Raw genomic sequence first — 20,437 nt, forward strand, 5'->3', positions numbered from 1 at the left:
AGGGCGCACGACGATGCAGCGTGCCAAACAGATATCGGAGTCTATTGAGCTGGGCATCATCTTGGCGCTCGCCGGTGGCTTTATGGACGTTTATTCGTACATTGGGCGCGACCATGTTTTCGCCAACGCGCAGACGGGCAACATCTTGCTGGTGGGCGTGAGCATCTCGGAGGGCAATTGGGCGCTCGCGGGGCGCTATTTCTTCCCTGTGGTGTCGTTTGCCGTGGGCATTATGCTTGCCGACCTGGTACACGAACGGTTTGGCAGCGTGATTCACTGGCGCCAGGTGACGGTGTTCTTTGAAGCCGTCATCTTGCTGGGCGTGAGCTTTATCCCCGGTGGCGGCTACAACTTGCTCGCCAACTGCCTCATCTCGTTTGCCTGCGGTATGCAGGTCGAGAGCTTCCGCAAGATCCACGGTCACGGCATTGCCACGACCATGTGCATCGGTAACCTGCGCAATGCGCTGCAAAACGTGGACGACTACATCATCACCCACAAGCGCGGCTTTTTGGAAAACGGCCTGCTGTACTTTGGCGTGATCTTTACCTTTGTGTTTGGCGCTGTGCTGGGAAACTGGTGTATTGAGCGCATGGGGCTGCACGCTATTGCGGTGGCGAGCGTGCTGCTGTTCGTGGCGTTTGCCATCATGTTTATCGACCGCGAGCGCGACCTGCGTTTTCGCTGGAAGCGCGCCTGCGAAGATTGGAAAGAGGCCTGCCAAAAATAGCGGCAGGATGTGGCAAGGGGCTGACCCCTTGCCACACTGATCAATAATGGGGAGGGGACGGTCATCTCGGCCGCCCCTTTTTTGTTTAGTGGTCAGGCGGTGACGATACCAGTTGTTGAAACGCTTTAAATAATCTGACGTTCTCACGCGTTTTTCGCTTCAAAAGCGTTAGGATGGGACTTATAGCGTGGGGCGTAATGGGTGCCCCGCACACGATGGGAGGCTATCAATGGCTAATCGTTTCGTTCTCAACACTATTTCTTATCATGGTTCCGGCGCCATCAAGGAGATCCCCGGCGAGCTCCAGCGTCGCGGCTACAAGAAGATTTTCGTCTGCTCCGACCCCGATCTGGTCAAGTTTGGCGTTACCGCTAAGGTGACCGACGAGCTCGATGCCGCCGGCATCGCTTGGAGCCTCTACTCCGAGATCAAGCCCAACCCCACTATCCAGAACGTCAAGGACGGCGTCGAGGCCTTCAAGGCCGCCGAGGCTGATGCTATCGTGACCGTCGGTGGCGGCTCCTCTATGGACACTGCCAAGGCCATCGGCATCATCATCAACAACCCCGAGTTCGCCGATGTCCGCAGCCTCGAGGGCGTTGCTCCCACTAAGAACCACGCCGTGTTCACCATCGCCGTGCCGACGACCGCCGGTACCGCTGCTGAGGTGACCATCAACTACGTCATCACCGACCCCGAGAAGGTCCGCAAGTTCGTGTGCGTCGACACCAACGACGCCCCCGAGGTCGCCGTCGTCGACCCCGACATGCTGGCTTCCATGCCCGCCGGCCTGACCGCTTCCACCGGCATGGACGCTCTGACCCACGCCATTGAGGGCTACACCACCAAGGGCGCTTGGGAGCTCTCCGACATGTTCCACTTTGAGGCCATCAAGCTGATCAGCGAGAACCTGCGCGACTCCGTTGCCGAGGCCAAGTCCGGCCAGCCCGGCTCCGGCCGCGAGGGCATGGCTCTTGGTCAGTATGTTGCCGGCATGGGCTTCTCTAACGTTGGCTTGGGCATCGACCATGCCATGGCTCACACCCTGTCCGCTCACTACGACACTCCGCACGGCGTCGCTTGCGCCATGCTGCTGCCGATTGCCATGGAGTTCAACAAGCCGGTTTGCGCCGAGCGCCTGGCCAAGGTCGCCGTCGCCATGGGCGTTGACACCACGGGCATGAGCACCGATGAGGCTGCCGACGCCGCTATCGCCGCCGTTAAGCAGCTCTCCGCTGACGTGAACATCCCGCACGTCTGTGAGGCCATGAAGGCTGACGAGATCGAGGTCCTGGCCAAGGACGCCATGGCCGATGCTTGCTTCCCGGGCAACCCGCGCGAGGCGACGCTCGACGACGTCATCGAGCTCTTCAAGAAGATCTGCCCGGCTGCCTAGCCCAGTTTGGTGGTCCTTCGCCCGTAGGCGTATGGTCTTTTGACTTGCCGCTGGCCCCGCCGCGCTACGCACGGCGGGGCTTTTTGTGCTGCGTCGATGTCTTGGGACGGGTAAAACTAAAGCATGCTGCCCGCTGCGGATAGGTGGTGCACTTTCCAGCGTGCATTTTTGGGAGTATTCAGCAAGCTCTTAAAAATGCATAACGTTTTGAAGGGTCCGTAGTGGCCCACAGGCGCCCATCGACAGCCATTGTGGGCGGGCTATCGATGAGTGGAGGGGGTTGTTACTGAGTTTCTGCTTTGCGACGACCTGCAACACTGCTGTAACCGCGTCGTTTTGTCGTTCGCGATGGGGTCGTTGGGGCCCACGGTGCTGAATACTCCGTTTTTTGCACGGCCCAAGGTGGGGTACCCTGAGACGAAGCAAAAAGATTCCTCATTTCTATGCAGATACCGATAGGATTTATGCAAGATTGGGATTGTAAGACGTGCGCGTGCACAAAACCGGTGCGGGGACGTCGGGAGGCGGCTCGGCTCCTAGGGCATTGACCGTGCAGAACGGTTAAAATCGGGACTCGGTCTTAGTTTTACTTGGAAGGACGCATATGGCTTCTAATATTGATGCTTCTCTAGAGGAGACGCTCTCCTATATCGCGGGACAGCTTAAGACGCTGACTTCTATTGCTTCGCCTACGGGCTATACCCGTGCGGCGACTGATTATCTAATGGGAACGTTGCGCGATATGGGCTTTGGCCCCGAGCGTTCCAATAAGGGCAACGTGCTGGTTGAGCTTGGCGGCGAGGGCGAGCCGCTTGTGTTGGCGAGCCATGTCGATACCCTGGGCGCCATGGTGCGCTCCATTAAGGACAATGGTCGCCTGCGTCCCACGACGATCGGCGGGCATCAGTGGTCTACGGCCGATGGCGAGAACTGCACCGTCTACACGCGCGATGGCAATGTGTACACGGGTGTGGTCCTCAATACCGAGCCTTCGGCGCACGTGGCCGATGAGCCGGTCAAGACCATCGAGAAGAACATGGAAATCCTGCTCGATGAGAATGTCGACAGCAAGGATGACGTGCTTGAGCTGGGCATTCAGACGGGCGACATCATCGCTATGGATCCGCGCACCACGGTGACGGAGAGCGGCTATATTAAGAGCCGCTTCTTGGACGACAAGCTGTCGGCCTCCATTTTGCTGGGCTTGGCGCGTGCCGTCGCCGCTGGCGAGGTGACGCTTTCGCGCAAGGTTTCACTGCTCTTTACGGTGTACGAGGAGGTCGGCCACGGTGGCGCTTTCGTGCCAGCCGACACGCGCGAGATGATCAGCGTTGACATGGGTTGCGTGGGTGACGATCTGGGCTGCACCGAGCGCATGGTGTCGATTTGCGCCAAGGATTCGGGCGGCCCCTACAACTACGATCTGGTGACCACGCTGTCCAATATCGCGCGCGAGCTGGAGCTCGATTACGCCATCGACGTGTACCCGCATTACGGCTCGGACGTTGAGGCCACGCTTTCCGCCGGCTACGACATCCGTCACGGCCTGATCGGCCCTGGCGTGTACGCGAGCCACAACTACGAGCGCAGCCACATCGACGGCGTGCGCAATACCTACGAGCTGGTTCGCGCCTACGTTCAGCGCTAGGGGAGCAGCTTGCGACTCGGCTGACCAATCGCTAAGGCCCGATTTCTCGGGCTTTTTTTCGCTTTTGGTCGTTTAGTATTATGATATATGTAATCTATTAACTAAACGTGTAAATTACTTAACGAGGTGATGCGGTGTATGGATACGTCTGAGTACTTGTCTATGGGTGATGCTGCCCGCCTGCTGGGCGTTACGAAAGCCCGCATATCTCAACTTGCCGCATCGGGAACGCTCGCGTGCGATATTGTGGGCGGACGGAAGATGGTCGAGTACAATTCCGCGGTCGCTTATCAAAAGGTCCGCAAACGAGGACGCCGTCCTGCGGCCGATGTGGGGCGCAAGTTTACGCTGATGTCGGCCGACCATGAGGTCGCGCATGTCTCATTTGATCCGTCGCGCGAATTTCCCTTCGAAATCGCGGAGGTCCTCGATGCACAACGAATGCCGTTTGGCACGTGCTCGAGCTCTTCTCCTACGGTGAATAAGCGGGAGCTCAACGTGTGGTGGAGCCATCGGTCGGTGCCTGACGTCCGCCCCGGACTCGTCTCGCGCTATCGTGAACTGGGAATTGCCAGTGGCATCGAGGTCCCGGTTCAGTGCCTGGGCCTCTCGCTTTCGGATTGCTATTGGCTGCGGCCGGCAGAATGCGACGGGCTCAAATGGCGAAACCTCAATTACTTCGAGAATGATTTTGAGCGATCGGCGCCCGAGGGACGTTCGGGTTGGCTGGAGGGCATCGGTCTTAAAAATCCCGACAACACATCCGAGGGCGAGCTTCCTAAATCGTGGATGATTCGCAACGCTGTTCGCGTTCTGGTCAAGGGGTGCGGCATGGACGATCAGCGTCCCTTTAACGAGGCGGTTGCAACGGCTCTACATCGTCGCTTGTTGTCGGAGGGCGAGTTTGTTCCTTATACGGTTGAGCGGATGTTCGATGGCCCTGTGTGTCTGTGCGACGACTTTCTTGACGGCCGCGAGGAATACGTTCCGGCTGTTTACGTTAAGGGCGCACTTGGTAGCCAGCGGGGAAACTCGACATACGACCGGTACTGCCGCTTCCTTGGTAAACATGGAGCAGACGAGGCTGCCGTGAGAAGGTCTATGTCGCAGATGATTGTCTGCGATGCCCTTTTGGCCAACAGCGATCGCCATTGGCGAAACTTCGGCATCATCCGCAATGTCGACACCCTGGAGATAAGGCCTGCTCCGCTGTTCGATAGCGGCAACTGCCTGTGGTACAACGTACCAACTGCCGTGCTCGCAGCTGGGGAGTTTGGGTTTTCTGCTAAGCCGTTTGGGCCCGACCCTTCCGTCCAGCTGGCGCTTGCGGACTCACTCGATTGGTTCGATTCATCGCGGCTCAACGGATTTGTTGATGAGGCGATCGAGATTCTTTCGCAGAGCGAATGGGCCACAGCGGAGGGCCGGCTCGAGTCCATTTGCCGCGGCCTCGAGCGTCGCGTTATCGAGGTGAATGCTGCTGTTGAAGTGCTTCGACACGTGCGGCGATAATCCTGCGGCTACTTGATGGCGGCAGTTACCGTGCCGCCGCCCAGGACGACGTCGCCGCGATAGATAACGACGGCCTGGCCGGGGGCGATGGCTCGCTGCGGCTCGTCAAAGGTCAGAAGCATCTGTCCGTCGGCGCCACGTGTAAGGGTCGCTGCCTGGTCCTTTTGACGGTAGCGGTACTTGGTGCCCACGCGAATGTCGCCGGACGTGAGCTCTGCCTCCATGCGGTCGGCAGGGGCGCTCCAGATCCAGTCGTTGGCCGTGAGTGCCGTCGCCGTCAGGTCCTCAGCCTCGCCCAGATGCACAATGTTATTGGCGGCATCGACGCCCGTTACATACACGGGGCGCGCCATCGCGACGCCCAGGCCCTTGCGCTGGCCGACGGTATAGCGCAGTGCGCCGTTGTGGCGTCCGACCACGCTGCCGTCGCGCCATACAATATCGCCCGGCTCGGCGGCATGCCCACAGCGGCGCTCGATATAGCCCGCGTAGTCGCCGTCCGCGATAAAACAGATATCCTCGCTCTCGGCCTTCTTGGCGTTGATGAAGCCCTGCTCGGCGGCAATGCGGCGCACGTTGCGCTCTTTGTCCAACCCTGCCAGCGGAAAGATTGTGCGTGCCAGGCGCTCTTGCGTGAGCGAATACAAAAAGTAACTCTGGTCCTTCTTGGAGTCTTCGCCGCGGTGCAGCTGCCAGGTGCCATCGGGCGCTTGGCTCGTTTTGGCGTAGTGACCCGTGGCAATGTAGTCGCAGCCCATATCGAGTGCCGCGTCGAGCAGCGCGCCAAACTTAATATGGCGGTTGCAGATGATGCACGGGTTGGGCGTCAGCCCCTCCTGGTAGGCGGTCACGAAGCGCTCGATAACGTTGCGGTCGAAGGCCTGCTGCAGGTCGAGCACATGGTGAGGTATCCCCAGGCGATCGGCGACGGCCTTTGCATCGGCGATGTCACGGTCGACCTTGCTCATGCCCGTGACGGGATCGGGCGCAGGGCAGGTGAGGCGCATAGTGGCACCGACGCATTCGTAGCCTTGGCACTTGAGCAGATAGGCAGTCACGCTGGAATCGACGCCGCCGCTCATGGCGACGAGCACGCGCTTGTTGTGCATGGGGAGGTTCTCCTTGGTGGCATGTGGCCAAAAAAGAAAAGCGGCGCGGGAGGCTGGTTCCGCGCCGCAGACATTGTAGCAAGTTCGGACGTCTCGTGGGACACCCTGACGGGATGGGCTCAGACCGTCGGGAGAGAGAGGAGGCAGGTTCGTCCCTGAGCTCAACCTATGGGAAAAAGGCTCTAGTCCTGGAACAGTGCCGTGGACAGGTAGCGCTCACCGGTATCGGCGAGCAGTGCCACGATGGTCTTGCCCTCGTTCTCGGGGCGCTTGGCCAGCTGCAGCGCGGCCCACACGGCGGCACCGGACGAAATGCCCACGAGCACGCCCTCCTTGTGGCCCACGGCGCGGCCGGTGGCAAAGGCGTCGTCGTTCTCGACGGGGATGATCTCGTCATAGACCTGGGTGTCGAGGACGTCGGGCACAAAGCCGGCACCGATGCCCTGAATCTTGTGCGGACCGGCCTGGCCCTTGGAGAGTACCGGGGAGGTGGCGGGCTCGACGGCGACAACCTGAATCTCGGGGTTCTGCTCCTTGAGGAACTCGCCCACACCGGTCACGGTGCCGCCGGTGCCAACGCCGGCGACGAAGATGTCGACCTTGCCGTCGGTGTCGTCCCAGATCTCGGGGCCGGTCGTGGCCTTATGGATGGCGGGGTTGGCGGGGTTCACGAACTGGCCGGCGATGATGCTGTTGGGGGTCTCCTTCTGCAGCTCCTCGGCCCTGGCGATGGCGCCCTTCATGCCCTTGGAGCCGTCGGTGAGCACGAGCTGTGCGCCGTATGCCTGCATAAGCTTGCGGCGCTCGACGGACATGGTTTCGGGCATGGTGATGATCACCTTGTAGCCGCGAGCCGCCGCCACCGAGGCGATGCCGACGCCGGTGTTGCCGCTCGTGGGCTCGATGATGGTATAGTCGCCGCCGCGCACGAGCTTGCCGGCCTTCTCGGCCTCGTCAATCATGTTCTTGGCGACGCGGTCTTTGACGGACCCGGCGGGGTTGAAGTATTCCAATTTGACGAGCACGCGGGCCTTAAGGTCCTCATCGGCCTCAAAGTGAGTGAGCTCCAAAAGCGGGGTGTGGCCGATAAGCTGATCGATGGACGTATAAACCTTGCTCATGGTGAACCTCCAAAGTGTTCAAATGACTGGATACCGTGTGGTTTTACGGTGGCCTAGTAGCTAAACCCATAAACCTTATAGGTTGTTTGTTTAGCTGTTGGCAAGCATAGTAGACACTAAAGCCTAGTAATGCAATAGGAAATAGGAGATTATTACGAGCTGATTAACCACCTTGACTGGAATGGGTATTTTCAAAGCCAATTTTTCGGCTAGAATTTCAACGGATTAAAAGACCGAAAGGCAGCACTATATATGTTGGTTTCTACTAAGGGCAGGTACGCCCTGCGCGTTATGGTCGACCTGGCCGAGCACCAGGCGGCCGGTCGCATCCCGCTCAAAGAGATTGCGGCGCGACAGGGGATTTCCGAGAAATATCTCGAGAACATCTTGGCTACGCTCGTGCGCGCCAACATGCTTTCGGGCATGCGCGGCAAGGGCGGCGGCTACGTGCTCACGCGCCCGCCCGAGCAGTATACGGTGGGAGAGATCTTGCGCCTGACCGAGGGCAGCCTGGCGCCGGTCGCCTGCCTGGATGGCGACTGCAAGGGCTGCTCGCGATCTGACGAGTGCCCCACGCTCGACGTGTGGAAGAACCTGGACAAGCTCATCAACGACTACCTCGACGGTGTGACGCTCGATGCGCTCGTCGCCCCCAACGGGGGCTACGACTACGTCATCTAGCCCCACCAGCCATTTGGGGACGGGGTAGAAATGGTAGATTTTCTTGTCCTCTGAGGCTTGACAAAGGCGAAGGCCGTCCATCGTTGCGATGGACGGCCTTCGTTTTGGCGTGTTGTGGCGGTCCGTATCCGGTTGCTTTAGTTCCTGGCGATGCTGTCGAAGATGCTTCGAGTGATGGACACCAAAATGCTACCCATAAAGGCCGACCCAAAGCTGGCAATGGAGATGCCCGCGCCCAGCAGATTTACCGATAGGTAGCTGGCAAGCTCGAGCATAAAGCTGTTGACTACAAGCTGAAAAATACCCAGCGTGATAATGGTGAGCGGCAGCGAGATGACCGTCAGGAGCGGCTTGACGAGCGAGTCGACGACGTTGAGGAACAGTCCCACAAAGGCAAAGCAGACCCAGGCGTCGGCCATGCCGAAGGGCTGAATGCCGGGGACGAGGAACGTGGCGATCGCGATAGCGATTGAGGTCAAAAGCCAGTTGAGCAAGAAGCGCATGGTGGGTTCCTTTCCGGTGCGCGTGACGTGTTGGTGGCGCGTAAGCTCGTTTGCCGCGGCGAATCGGATGGTTGCCTTGGCGTGCGCCTCTGCGTTGGGCGCCCATTGTCTCAGATATTCGTGGAGCTTGCGTGCGCATTCGGTTTCAAAACGGCGTTCGTCCTAAAAAACGCGCCGCTGACAGAGAGTCTTGTCACTTTAGTTTGGTGGTGTGCTAAACTGCTACGGGCAAAAGCCACATGCGTTGCCCTATTGCATAGAGTGGGCGAACGATGCCCGGTACCAGTATCAACTTCGATGCCTTTTGGCGGGTTTGGCGGTGATCGATGAATATCGAGAACATGTTTGACAAGCCTGATGTCAAGCAGCTAGTCCACGCATTTAGTCTTTTGGACGACGAGAAAGATATCCAAGCGTTTTTGACCGATATCTGCACACCGCGCGAGATTTGCGATCTATCGCAGCGTCTGCAGGTCGCGCGCTACCTGGACGAGGGCGAGCCCTATGTCGAGGTTCAGGTCCGTACCGGCGCTTCGTCCACCACGGTGAGCCGTGTATCCAAGGCGCTCAACGGCGAGTACGGTGGCTACCGCAAAATCCTCATTAAGCTGGAGGATGGCGAATAGGCCGCGGCAAAACGAATTGTGAAAAACCGCTCCTCCGGGGGCGGTTTTTATATGCCGAATAATTGGTGCAAAGGGGCCAGGTTCGCTTGCACCAACGGACGAGTCTGCCCCCTTGGCACCAATGCGGTGCAAAGCGACTTGTCTCCAAAGCGCCAAAAGATGAAGCTGCGGTGGCAATGTGTCCGCTTGGGCGGGTAGGATGGATGCATTGATTATTGCGAACAGTTTGAGTGGAGGGCCATGCCTGTTCGAATCTATACCACTAATGCCGGCACGGATTTGAGCGATGCCGAATCGGCGCTGCTTGCCGACCTTATTGCCCGCCACGGGCGTGCCGTGCTGCTGGCGCCAACGTTTGCCGAGCTCGACCTGTGCCGTCATGATGCGGCGGAAGCCGGCGTTTCGCTGGGCATCGATTACAAGACGCCCGCGTCGTGGCTTCGCTCGCTTTGGGAGCTTTTGGGCGACGGGCGCGGTTTCGTCGACAACCTGCAGCGCCAGATGCTGTTTTCGGACATGGTCACGCGTCTCGATGATGTCGACCTGCAGCCGCTTTCGCGCAGCCAGGGCACGGTGCGCATGCTTGCGCGCATGGCCCGCGATGTGCTGCCAGGTGTGGCGGGGACAGCTGCCGAGCGATGCCGTGGCAACAATTGCCGGCCTGAGCCAAAAAGCGATGCCGAGGCTCGTGTGTTCGAGCTTTTGCGTGCCTACGCGGGCGGTTTGGACCGTCGAGATATGGTCGAGCCCTGCGAGGCGGCTGACATTATGGCCAGCGCCCTGGCCGATAATCTGCCGGCGTGCGCCCGTGCCGTCTGTGTACGCGGCGTCACGTCGTTTACGCACGGTCTGCTCGAGCTGCTGTCTGCTGTGGCGAACAGTGGGGGAGAGGTCGTCGTGCTGCTTGCTCGCGAGCAGGCGGCGATGCGCGAGGAACTTGCCGCGGCATTTGATGCCAGCGGTGTGCTGTTTGAGGTCGCGCCGCTGGGGGAGGACGCCGTCGCGTCTGATGCCGCTTGTGGAGCTACCGCTCAGCCTGCCTTTATTGAGGTCGCTGGCCCCCACGCCCGTGCTCATGCTTATGCGGACGCAATTGATGATCTGGTAAAAGCGTGCCAGGGTTTCGGGGCCGACGATACCGCCGGCCTCTCCGCCGACCCCGTACGCGTGCTCGTTGTTTCTGCCCGGGCACCCCAGCTGTTCGGTGAGCTCGCCTCTCGTCTGGCGGCTCGTCATATCGCTGCCGAGACAACTGAATTCACGGCGTTTTCCCAATCCATTGCGGGCAGGCAGTTTGCGGCGCTTGCCAGCTTGATCGAGCGCATGAAGGCGGCCGATGAGGGTGTGGCGTCAAAGACCGAGTGGTGGCCCGCGCCGGAGCTTACCGACTGGATCTACAGCCCGCTTTCGGGCGCTGATGCAGCCAATGCCCGTATCTTCGATAAGAATATGCGTCTCTCGCGTAGCAAGACTACCGCGGGCGCTAAGAGCCTGCTGCAGAGCGTGCAAGGCCAGGTGAGGGGCGCACGCAAGGCGGCGAGCGACGAAAACTGGTTTAAGAACGTACCGTGTGTGGTCTCGGACGTGTTCCAGGCACTGTGGCGCGACAAGCCTGTGACGGCGCTCAAGGCCATGCTTGCCGTTGCCGAGGCGTTGCCCGATCGCTCGCTGGGCAGCCTGGATGGCCAAGCTCGTCGCCAAGCGGAGACGGCCCTGCTGCGCCACGCCATCGACATCCTTATGAATGACGCCCGCGCGCTCGACGTGTCGCAGGCCGCGACCGTGCCCGTGCTCGATGGCATTCGCACCAAGGTGGACAAGCGTAGCACCGCCTACGATTACGAGACCTACGAGGTTGACGGTGCGCCACGTGCCCAGGTTCGCTTTGCCTCGCTTGCCGATGCGGCGGCTCTGCGCCCCGGCAGCTACGATGCCGTGCTGTTTGCCGATGTCGATCTGGACAGCTATCCGCTCTCACACGAGGAAGGACCGCTGGCCACGTTGGCTGCGAGCCTTGGTCGCGAGGGCGTGACGCTTGAGCCTGCGGCCTTGTTGCGCGTGCGCTTTGGCCACGCGATGCGGGCGGCACGTGGCCCGGTTGCGCTTGCGCGCGTGACGCACGATCGCCAGGCGTGCGAGTGCTATCCGGCTGCCGTGTGGACCGAGTTGCGGGCGCATGCCGAGGCCACCGGTGCCGCTCAGGTGACATGCGTGGGCGAGGGCGATATCGTAGGTGATTTTGACCCTGCAGCCGGCAAGGGCCTCAAGCGCGAGCGCGTGGCATGCGAGGCTCCTCAGCATTTGAGCGAGGCGGCCGTGCCATATCTGGTCTTGCGCCGTCGGGACGGCGAGGGCGAGGACGCGCCGCTTGTACCGCGTCTGACGTCTGCCTCGCAGATCGAGGCCTATTCCACCTGCCCGCTGTGCTGGTTCGTCTCGTATCGCGTTAAGCCCCAGTCTATCGACGCGGGTTTTGGCAACATGGAGAAGGGCAACTTTGTCCACGACGTGCTGGAACATCTGCATGCCCGTTTGCCCCAAGAGGGCATGGAGCGTGTGACGCCCGAAAACCTGCCGCGTGCGCAGGAGCTGCTGCACGAGGTCTTTGCCGAGACCTTGGCCGAGCACGCCGGCAAGCGTGGCAACGAGGGCCCGCTGGTGCCGCTCTCGCCGGTGGAGGAGCGTCAGGTTGCCGAGATCTTGCCGCAGCTGGAGGGCGTGCTTGCCTGCGAGTCCGAGGCGCTTGCCCCCTTCGCTCCGCGCTACCTGGAGTTTGCGTTCAACGAGCTCCAGGTCGAGTATGCCGGCTGGCCGCTCGGCGGGCGCATCGACCGCGTGGATGTGGATGCCGAGAATCGCGCTGTGGTGATTGACTACAAGCATCGCACGGGCGTTGAGGAGTTTAAGCTCGCCGACCCTACGGTGCGCGACGAGGAATCGGGCACGGCGCCTATCGACGATCCGCGCTGGTTGCCGCCACATACCCAAACGCTCATCTACGCCCAGGCCATGCGCCGGGCGTTGGATTTGGATACCCGTGCGGCACTCTATTTTTCGACCAAGGGCGGCAAGCCCGCGTTGCGCGGTGCCGCGAGCGCCGAGCTGCTCGAGGAGGAGCGTGGCGACGGTCGCATCCCGGGCCTTAAGAAAGGTTTTCCCGGCGAGGGTGGCAGCATGGACTTCGACGCCCTGCTCGATCGCGTGGAGGCCGGCATCGCCGAGCGCTTGCGCGAACTCGAGGCGGGCAACGTCACTGCTGTCGACCCGGCGTCGACGCAGGCCGCGCATGCCCGCTGCTCGTATAACCACGAAGGAACGTTTGTAAGGAGGGACGTGTAGACCATGGATCTTTCGACCTTGATGCCGCAACAGCTGCAGATCGTCAAGACGCTCGACCGTCCGCTGTTTGTCTCGGCGGGCGCCGGTTCGGGCAAGACCTTTACCCTCACGCGCCGCATCGTCTACGCGCTCTCGCCCGAATCCGGCCCGTTCGTCGAGCATCTGGACCAGGTGCTCGCCATTACCTTTACCAAGGATGCCGCGGCCGAGATTCGCGATCGCGTGCGCCGTGCGCTTATCGACGAGGGCATGGACGAGGAAGCGCTGACCGTCGACGACGCGTGGATCTCGACCATTCACGGCATGTGCTCGCGTATCCTGCGCGCACACGCGCTGGAGTTGGGCATCGACCCCGAGTTCACGGTGCTCACCGATACCGACGAGCTCATGGACCAGGCTGTTGAGCATGTGCTGGCCCGCGCGACGGCACCCGATGCCGCCCCCGAGCTCGCGGCATCGCTCAAGGCCCTCTACGCCTGGTATCCCATGGCGGGCGAGGGCGGCCCCTTTGGCGCCGGCACGACCATCAAGGGCCTGGTACGCGACCTGCTGGAGCTCTCGAGCCAGCTGCCGGGCGGCATGGACGACGTGCGCGTGGCGCGCGGCCAGGCCGATACCTCGGCGCTCGCCGATGCCTATCGATCGGCGCTGGGCGCAAGCAAGGCGGCGACCGAGAAGGCGCAGACGGCGCTCGATGCCATCGACGCGTTCGAGGCGAGCGGCAAGACCATGGCCGATGCGGCGCGACTCATGATGTCGTGCGCCATGCCGCGCGCGAGCAAGGCATTCCCCAAGGAGCAGGTCGAGCTGCTCAAGGCCGAGGCCGCCGATGCATTTATCAATATCGTGCTTGCCTGCGGTGGCCCCGCGCTCGATGCACTGGTGGGCTTGGCCCGCTCTGTAGAGGCCGAGTATCGCGCACTGAAGGCTGCCCAGTCCGCCCTCGATAATAACGACCTGCTGCGCATGGCCTACGAGGCCCTGCGCGATTACCCTGCCATTCGTGCTGCGTACGAGGGCCGCTTTAAGATGGTCATGATCGACGAGTTCCAGGATACCGACCAGATGCAGGTCGACCTGATCCGTTACCTGACGGGTGCGGGGGAGCGCGCGCTGTGCACCGTGGGCGATGCGCAGCAGTCGATCTATCGCTTCCGCGGCGCCGAGGTCGAGGTGTTCCGTCGCCAGGAGCGCAAGGTGGGATCGGCGGCGGCGTCGGAGACGGTTGCCACGTCCGATGCCCCCGCCGGCGAGCTCGTCAAGCTCGTGCGCAACTTCCGCAGCCACGACGAGGTGCTGCGCTATGTGGCCCGCGTCTTCGACGGCGATGACGGCGGCCTGATGCAGGGCTTTTTGGATCTTGAGGCGAGCGACGGCCGCAAGGACACGCTGGTGGCGGATGCCTCGCGCCGCCAGGCCCTCTTTGTTGCCGGCGGCAGTACGCAGGAGCGCACACAGGCCAAGGCCCGCGCGATCGCGGAGCGATTCCGCGCGCTTGCCGATGCCGGCCAGCCCCAGGGCGGCATGGTGCTGCTGCTGGGCCGCATGACCAACGCAGACGTCTACGCACAGGCCTTCCGTGACCAGGGGCTCGACTGCGTCATCGCGGGCGGCTCGGTCTTTTCCCAAGCTGCCGAGGTGCAGACGGTGCGCGCCCTGGTTTGTGCCCTCGCCAATCCGGCCGATACGGCGCAGGGTCTTATGCCACTGCTGGCCTCGCCGATGTTTGCGCTGGGCGCCCAGGAGTTCCTGGCGCTGGCGACCAAACTCGACGATCAGACGGGCGAGACGTCACGCCGCAACATCGATGCGGGCATCATGAGCGATTCCGATGTGCCGGGCTTGCAGGGCTTGCCGCTCGTGACGCGTGCCCGCGAGGTGCTGCGCTACGCACTGCGTCGCGTAGGGCGTGATTCGTTTGCCGCCATCGCGCGCGATGCGGTCAATGCCTCCGGCTGGTTCGTGCGCCTGGCGCAGCGCGGCCCCGAGGGCAAGGCCATCGCCGCCAACGTGCTCAAGGCGCTCGATGCCGTGGCCGAGGCGGAGGCCGAGTTCGGTAACTCGCCGCGCTCCATTGCGCTTGCCTTCGATCGCTTCCTGGCGGGCAAGGAGGCCCCGGGCGCCCTCAACGAGGAGGGCGACGGCGCGGTGCGCATCATGACGGTTCACGCCTCCAAGGGTCTGGAATATCCGGTCGTGGCGGTCGCCGAGTGCTTTGGCGTGCGTAAGTCCTCGGGTTCGGCACAGATGGGTCGTGTCGAGGGCGGAGCGCAGGTCGTGGCACTGCCGGCACGCTTCGACGGCGTTAAACTCGCGGACGGTACGTTCGTAAAGGGCGATGACGTCAAAAAGCAGTTTGAGCATGCGTTTAAGGGCAAGGGCACGTCGCTGTGGCTACCGCCGGAGCTCATGGAGGACGTCTGTGCGACGGGTTCTCCCGCCGAGGCATTTGCCCGCCTGCGCAACGACGACCTGCAGCTTTCGCTCGAGGAGCGGGCCCGTTTGCTCTATGTTGCCATGACCCGTGCGCGCGAGCTGGTGATCTTGGCGATGGATGCCGGCGTGAGCCGTGGCAAGGTGACGGCGCCGACCTTCGATGTCGAGACCGATCTGACCTACGACGTGCTGCGCCGCATTCTGCCGACCGACGCTCTGGACATGCCGCAGCTCGATGCCGACCGCCTGGTATTCGACAACTCCCAGCCGGGCGACTACGAGCTCATTTCGCTTTCGGACTTTACCTTTGGCGAGCAGGCGTTTGAGGCCAACGCTTCGCTGGATGCCGAGGGCAGGCTCGTTCGTGGCGATACCGATGTCGCCGATAATGCTGCGCACTCAACCGTGCCCGGTCCTGCCGACCCCAAGCCCGATTCGTTTGAACTCGTATATCCCCAGGCGGCGGGCGTGCGCATGGGCACGTGTCCGTTCCCGGCGCGTGATTCGTACAGCTATTCGTCGATCGCCGCGGCGCTCCATGCCGAGACGGAAGACCGTGCCGCCGAGGCGCGTGTTCCCATGGATGAGGCGGGCGACGATGCCGAGTCGGATGGCTCGGAGATGGCCGATGCAGACGTGGCTGCTGTCGAGCCCGCCGGCAACCCCATGGCGCTGGGCTCGGCGTTCCATGCCGCCTGCCAGTGGCTCATCGAGATGGGTGCCGATGCGCTGCCCGCTGAGCGTGCCGATGCGCTGACGCGCCTGTGGTGCCTGACGCCGGAGCAGCGCGAGCGTTTTGACGTTGCCCTGAATCGCTGGCTCAGGTCGTCGGTCCGTGCCGAGCTTCTTGCCTGGCCGTGCGTCCGTGCCGAAGTGCCGTTCTTCTCGCTGGGCTGCGAGGACAAGGACATTGCCCGCTACGGTGCATATGCCGAGGGCGCCATCGATGCGCTGGCGACCGACCCGGCCGATCCGTCACGCGCACTGGTCATCGATTACAAGACGGGTGGCACGCCGGATGAGACACCCGACCAGCTGCTCGAGAAGCACGCCCTGCAGGCGCGCGTCTATTCGGATGTTCTGCATAAGGCGGGCTTTAAGACGGTGACCGTCAAGTTCGTCCGCGTGGAGCAGACGGCCCCAGCTGTCTTAGTCGAGCTCGCCGAGCCCCAGGTGGTCACCTACAACCTCTAGCCCTCAGATAACGTGCGGTGGAATCCTTTTCGATTCCACTGCAGCTCAGGGGTAGCTAATTTGGGACGGGGCTCTTTTAGCTACCCCCATACATCGGCTGAGATGTATTCCGACCCCGACTCGTTCGCCGTCAGTCAAAGGGTAGCTAAAAAAGCCCCGTCCCAAATTAGCTACCCGTGTGGGTTTGGCTAGGTTCGGGCGCTGTCCGTGCCGTGGGGTAAAATCGTTCAGTCAGAACACGAACCCGCATCGGAGCTCATCACATGGCATTCGTCCATCTGCACAACCACACTGTTTTCTCCATGCTCGACGGCGCAACCCGTATCCAGGATATGGTCAACCGTGCCGTTGAGCTGGGCATGCCCGCCGTGGCCATTACCGACCACGGCTACATGTATGGCGTGCCCGATCTGGCGCTGGCCTGCGACGCCGTCAACCACAATACGCCCGAGTACAAAACGTGGAGCCACGACAAGGCCTTCTTGGAAAAGGACCGCCGCGACGAGCTGGTGGAGCCCGATTCCGAGGCAAACCCGCGCGAGCATGCCCAGTATGTGAAGGACATGGCCATGTGGGACGAGAAGGGCAATATCGACGAGCTCAAGCCGCCTCTGGTCATCAAGCCCATCTTTGGCTGCGAGGTCTACTTTACGCCGGACGAGACGCTCGCCCGCGACCACAAGCCCGAGCTCTACCATATGATCCTTCTGGCCAAGGACCAGGAGGGCTACGTCAACCTGATGCAGACGGTCTCCGAGGCCGCCGTGCAGGGCTTTTACTACAAGCCGCGCGTGACGCTCGACAACCTGCGCCGCCACGCCAAGGGCATGATCTGCACCAGCGCCTGCATCGCGGGCATCATCCCCAAATACATCGACCGCGGTGACATGGAAGGCGCCATCAAGTGGGCCGAGACCTTCCGTGATACCTTCGAGCCTGGTGACTTCTACATCGAGATCCAGGAACACGGCATCACCACCGATAACGGCCTGACCGACGAGCAGATGGACCGCACGCTCATTGATATCGCCAAACAGGTGGGCGTCAAGGTCATCGCCACCAACGACTTCCACTACCTGCGCCGCGAGGACGCGCCCGTGCAGGACGTCATCATGTGCATCGGCATGAACGCCAAGGTCGACGACCCCAACCGCATGCGCATGACCGGCTCGGAGTTTTACATGAAGACCGAGGAGGAGATGCGGGCGATGTTCCCGTATTGCCCCGAGGCCTGCGACAACACGCTCGAGATCGCCGACAAGTGCTACGTTGAGCTGGACTGGGACTCCATCATCCTGCCGCGCTTTCCGCTGCTCGATCCCGGCGAGACGCACGAGAGCCAGTTCCGCCGCGAGTGCGAGAAAGGCCTGCGCCAGCACTACGGTGACGACTGGGCCACGCGCGAGATCGGTGGCGTCAACATCAAAGAGCGCTTTGAGTACGAATACAAGGTCATTTGCGACAAGGGCTTTGCCGCCTACTTTTTGATCGTCGCCGAGTACGTGCAATGGGCCAAGGACAACGGCATCGGCGTCGGCCCCGGCCGTGGCTCGGCCGCCGGCGCTATCGTCGCCTACGCCATGAACATCACCGCGTTCGACCCGCTCGAGAACGGTCTGATGTTCGAGAGGTTCCTGTCCCCGCAGCGTACCGAGATGCCCGATATCGATATGGACTTCGACGACGAGCGGCGTCTCGAGGTCGTGGAGCACGTTCGCCAGCTCTACGGTCCCGAGAAGGTCACCCACGTCATCACCTACTCGACCATTAAGGCCAAGCAGGCCATCAACGACGCCGCGCGCGTCCTGGACTACCCGGTCTACATGGGCCAGCGCCTGTCCAAGATGGTCTCGAGCGACCCCAAGGTCAAGCTCAAGCAGGTGCTCGAAAAACAACCCGGCAAAGAGGACCTGTTTAACCCCGACTTTGCCGAGGCCTATAAAAAGGACGACGACGCCCGCCGCATCATCGACACGGCGCTCTCGATCGAGGGCCTCACCCGTGGCGAGGGCGTGCATGCGTGCGCCGTTCTGATCTGCCGCGACCCCGTCAACGAGCACGTGCCCACCAAGCTCGACACCAAGGGCGGCGTCGAGATTACCCAGTACGAGGGCCATACCGTTGCCGACATGGGCCTGCTCAAGATGGACTTCTTGGGTCTGCGTACGCTGACGGTTATCTCCAAGGCCAAGGCAAACATCAAAAAGAACTTCGGCATCGACATCAAAGAGGAAGAGATTCCCTTTGACGATCCCGAGATCTTTAAGCTCATGGGCTCCGGCCACACCGCCGGCGTCTTCCAGGTCGAGTCCGCCGGCATGACGGCCACGATCAAGAACATGAAGCCCACCGAGTACAAGCACGTCGTGGCATTGATCGCCCTGTACCGCCCGGGCCCGCTGGGCGCCGGCATGGTTTCGTCCTACATCAACCGTATGAACGGCAAGGAGCCGGCCGTCTCCTACGACGACCGTCTGGACGACATCCTGGGTGAAACCTACGGCACCATGGTCTACCAGGAGCAGGTTATGCTCATCTCCGTCGAGATGTGCGGCTTCTCCAAGGGCGAATCGGACTCGCGTATCCGTAAACCCGTGGCTAAGAAGAAGATCAAGCTGCTCACGTCGACGGTGCTCCACTGGGAGGATGGCTCGGACGAGACCACCTACGACCACTGGATGAACGGCGCCATCAAGAACAACTACACGCGCGAGGTCGCCCAGAAGATTTGGGACGATGTTCTCGAGTTCGCGTCCTACGCCTTTAACAAGTCGCACTCCGCCGGCTACGCCATCTTGGTTATGCAGACGGCGTGGCTCAAGGCGCACTATCCGCACGAGTACATGGCGGCCGTCCTGACGTCCTATACGGGCAAGACCGACAAGATCGTGCACTACGTCTCGGCATGCCGTCACGACGGCATCCCCGTGCTTTCGCCAGATGTCAACGAGTCCGGTACCGAGTTCACGGCTACCAAGGAAGGCGTGCGCTTTGGTCTGGCCGGCATCCGCGGCGTGGGCACCGGCGTGGCGCAGGCGATTATCGCCGAGCGCGAGGCGGGCGGTCCGTTTAAGACGCTGCATGACTTTGTCGAGCGCGTGGACTCGGGCCAGGCCAACCGTCGCGTGATCGAATCGCTCATCAAGGCAGGTGCCTTCGACTCCACGGGGTATCCGCGTCGTCAGATGATGCACTTTGTGGACAAGAACAACCCCGAGAACATCATCGATGCCGCGGCAAAGCGCCAGAAGGATCGCGCGAGCGGCCAGACGTCGTTCTTCGACATGTTTGGCGACGTTGAGGGCTCGGGCTTTGAGGTGAGCGTACCCGATCCGGATGGCCAGGAATGGGACCGCCATCTTAAGCTGAGCCAGGAGAAGGAGGTTCTGGGCATCTATGTCTCGGACCACCCGCTGCGCCCGTTTGAGTATGCGCTCAGCAAAGCGCGCGACTTCTCGTTCTCGCAGATCGACACCGGCTACGAGGTGCAAAACCCCACGGGCGGCACCATCAACCAGGAGATTCCCGAGGGCAAGGCGCTATGGTGGGCCGGTATGGTCTCGAGCGTGTCCAAGCGCGTGACCAAAAACGGCGACCCCATGGGCATCGTGCAGCTCGAGGATATGGAAGGCGAGGCCACGGTCGTGGTGTTCCCCAAGACCTTCAAGGAGGCCGAGGGGTATCTGTACGGCGAGGTCGATCCCGAGACCGGCGCGCAGCTGTCCGACGCGTTTGTGCGCATTAAGGGCAAGCTCGAGCGCTCGGACCGCGGCGACCAGATCATCGCGCAGGAGATCGTGCCGCTTGAGCTCAACGAGGAGAACAACAAGCCCAAGGTGTTTGAGGTCATGGTGCCCAACAGCCGCTTTAGCCAGGGCAACATGGCGCGTCTTGCCACGGTGCTCACCGCCAACCCGGGCGGCGACCGCGTAGAGATCTTTATCGAGCAGGCGGACGGGCGCGTGCTGCGTGCCGAGGTACCTGCTAAGGTCAACGCACGCTCGATTCCGCTGTTGGCCGAGGCCAAGGCCATCGTGGGTAACCAAGGCAGAGTGACGGTGATCTAAGGACGCCGTTGGCGGGGTAGCTAATTTGGGACGGGGCTTTTTTAGCTACCCTTTGGCTGACGGCGAATGAGTCGG

12 protein-coding genes are annotated in these 20,437 nt (G+C 61.7%); 9 read left to right on the plus strand and 3 right to left on the minus strand.

All coding sequences use genetic code 11. The features are described from left to right. The first annotated feature begins 13 nt into the window (after window positions 1-13). The 4 genes from ACQQ92_RS02765 to ACQQ92_RS02780 all read left to right on the plus strand — a co-directional run bounded on the left by ACQQ92_RS02765 (window position 14) and on the right by ACQQ92_RS02780 (window position 5,286). A complete protein-coding gene (locus ACQQ92_RS02765; protein WP_154515938.1) occupies window positions 14-730 on the plus strand; it encodes a YoaK family protein in 717 nt (238 codons plus the stop codon). A 229-nt stretch (window positions 731-959) separates the two neighbouring features. After that, a complete protein-coding gene (gene fucO, locus ACQQ92_RS02770) occupies window positions 960-2,126 on the plus strand; it encodes a lactaldehyde reductase (RefSeq protein WP_427795721.1) in 1,167 nt (388 codons plus the stop codon). A 604-nt stretch (window positions 2,127-2,730) separates the two neighbouring features. Next, window positions 2,731-3,774, plus strand: coding sequence for a M42 family metallopeptidase (locus ACQQ92_RS02775; RefSeq protein ID WP_427795722.1), 1,044 nt, complete (start codon window positions 2,731-2,733; stop codon window positions 3,772-3,774). A gap of 138 nt (window positions 3,775-3,912) precedes the next feature. Beyond that, the gene (locus tag ACQQ92_RS02780) at window positions 3,913-5,286 is read left to right on the plus strand and encodes a hypothetical protein (protein ID WP_427795723.1); all 1,374 of its coding nucleotides are present in this window, start codon (window positions 3,913-3,915) and stop codon (window positions 5,284-5,286) included. Window positions 5,287-5,294: 8 nt separating this feature from the next. On the opposite strand, the gene mnmA is transcribed toward ACQQ92_RS02780, so the two are convergent. Next, window positions 5,295-6,560 (minus strand): tRNA 2-thiouridine(34) synthase MnmA, encoded by a 1,266-nt coding sequence (gene mnmA / locus ACQQ92_RS02785; RefSeq protein WP_427795724.1) that lies wholly within the window; start codon window positions 6,558-6,560, stop codon window positions 5,295-5,297. A 17-nt stretch (window positions 6,561-6,577) separates the two neighbouring features. Then, window positions 6,578-7,516, minus strand: coding sequence for a cysteine synthase A (gene cysK / locus ACQQ92_RS02790; RefSeq protein WP_154515926.1), 939 nt, complete (start codon window positions 7,514-7,516; stop codon window positions 6,578-6,580). A 252-nt stretch (window positions 7,517-7,768) separates the two neighbouring features. Here cysK and ACQQ92_RS02795 point away from each other — a divergent pair, with 252 nt between their 5' ends. Then, window positions 7,769-8,197 carry an RrF2 family transcriptional regulator gene (locus ACQQ92_RS02795; RefSeq protein WP_154515923.1) on the plus strand — a complete coding sequence of 143 codons (429 nt, stop codon included), beginning with the start codon at window positions 7,769-7,771 and terminating at the stop codon, window positions 8,195-8,197. Between the two features lie 137 nt (window positions 8,198-8,334). Here the strand turns inward: ACQQ92_RS02795 and ACQQ92_RS02800 are convergent, their stop codons facing one another. Continuing rightward, window positions 8,335-8,700: a phage holin family protein gene (locus tag ACQQ92_RS02800; protein ID WP_427717799.1), complete on the minus strand. Its 366-nt coding sequence runs from the start codon at window positions 8,698-8,700 to the stop codon at window positions 8,335-8,337. Window positions 8,701-9,026: 326 nt separating this feature from the next. Between ACQQ92_RS02800 and ACQQ92_RS02805 the strand changes: the two genes are divergently transcribed. The 4 genes from ACQQ92_RS02805 (at window position 9,027) to dnaE (ending at window position 20,362) form a co-directional block, all read left to right on the plus strand. Then, on the plus strand, window positions 9,027-9,326 hold the full coding sequence (locus ACQQ92_RS02805) for a YerC/YecD family TrpR-related protein (protein WP_154515917.1): 300 nt from the start codon (window positions 9,027-9,029) through the stop codon (window positions 9,324-9,326). Between the two features lie 240 nt (window positions 9,327-9,566). Beyond that, window positions 9,567-12,665, plus strand: a complete 3,099-nt coding sequence (locus ACQQ92_RS02810; RefSeq protein WP_427795725.1) for a PD-(D/E)XK nuclease family protein — start codon at window positions 9,567-9,569, stop codon at window positions 12,663-12,665. A 3-nt stretch (window positions 12,666-12,668) separates the two neighbouring features. Beyond that, on the plus strand, window positions 12,669-16,295 hold the full coding sequence (locus tag ACQQ92_RS02815) for a UvrD-helicase domain-containing protein (protein ID WP_427795726.1): 3,627 nt from the start codon (window positions 12,669-12,671) through the stop codon (window positions 16,293-16,295). Between the two features lie 263 nt (window positions 16,296-16,558). Beyond that, window positions 16,559-20,362 (plus strand): DNA polymerase III subunit alpha, encoded by a 3,804-nt coding sequence (gene dnaE, locus ACQQ92_RS02820; RefSeq protein ID WP_427795727.1) that lies wholly within the window; start codon window positions 16,559-16,561, stop codon window positions 20,360-20,362. The last annotated feature ends 75 nt before the right edge of the window (window positions 20,363-20,437 follow it).

This window comes from Collinsella sp. SGI.241 (assembly GCF_050312955.1).
In the GTDB taxonomy this organism is placed as follows: domain Bacteria; phylum Actinomycetota; class Coriobacteriia; order Coriobacteriales; family Coriobacteriaceae; genus Collinsella.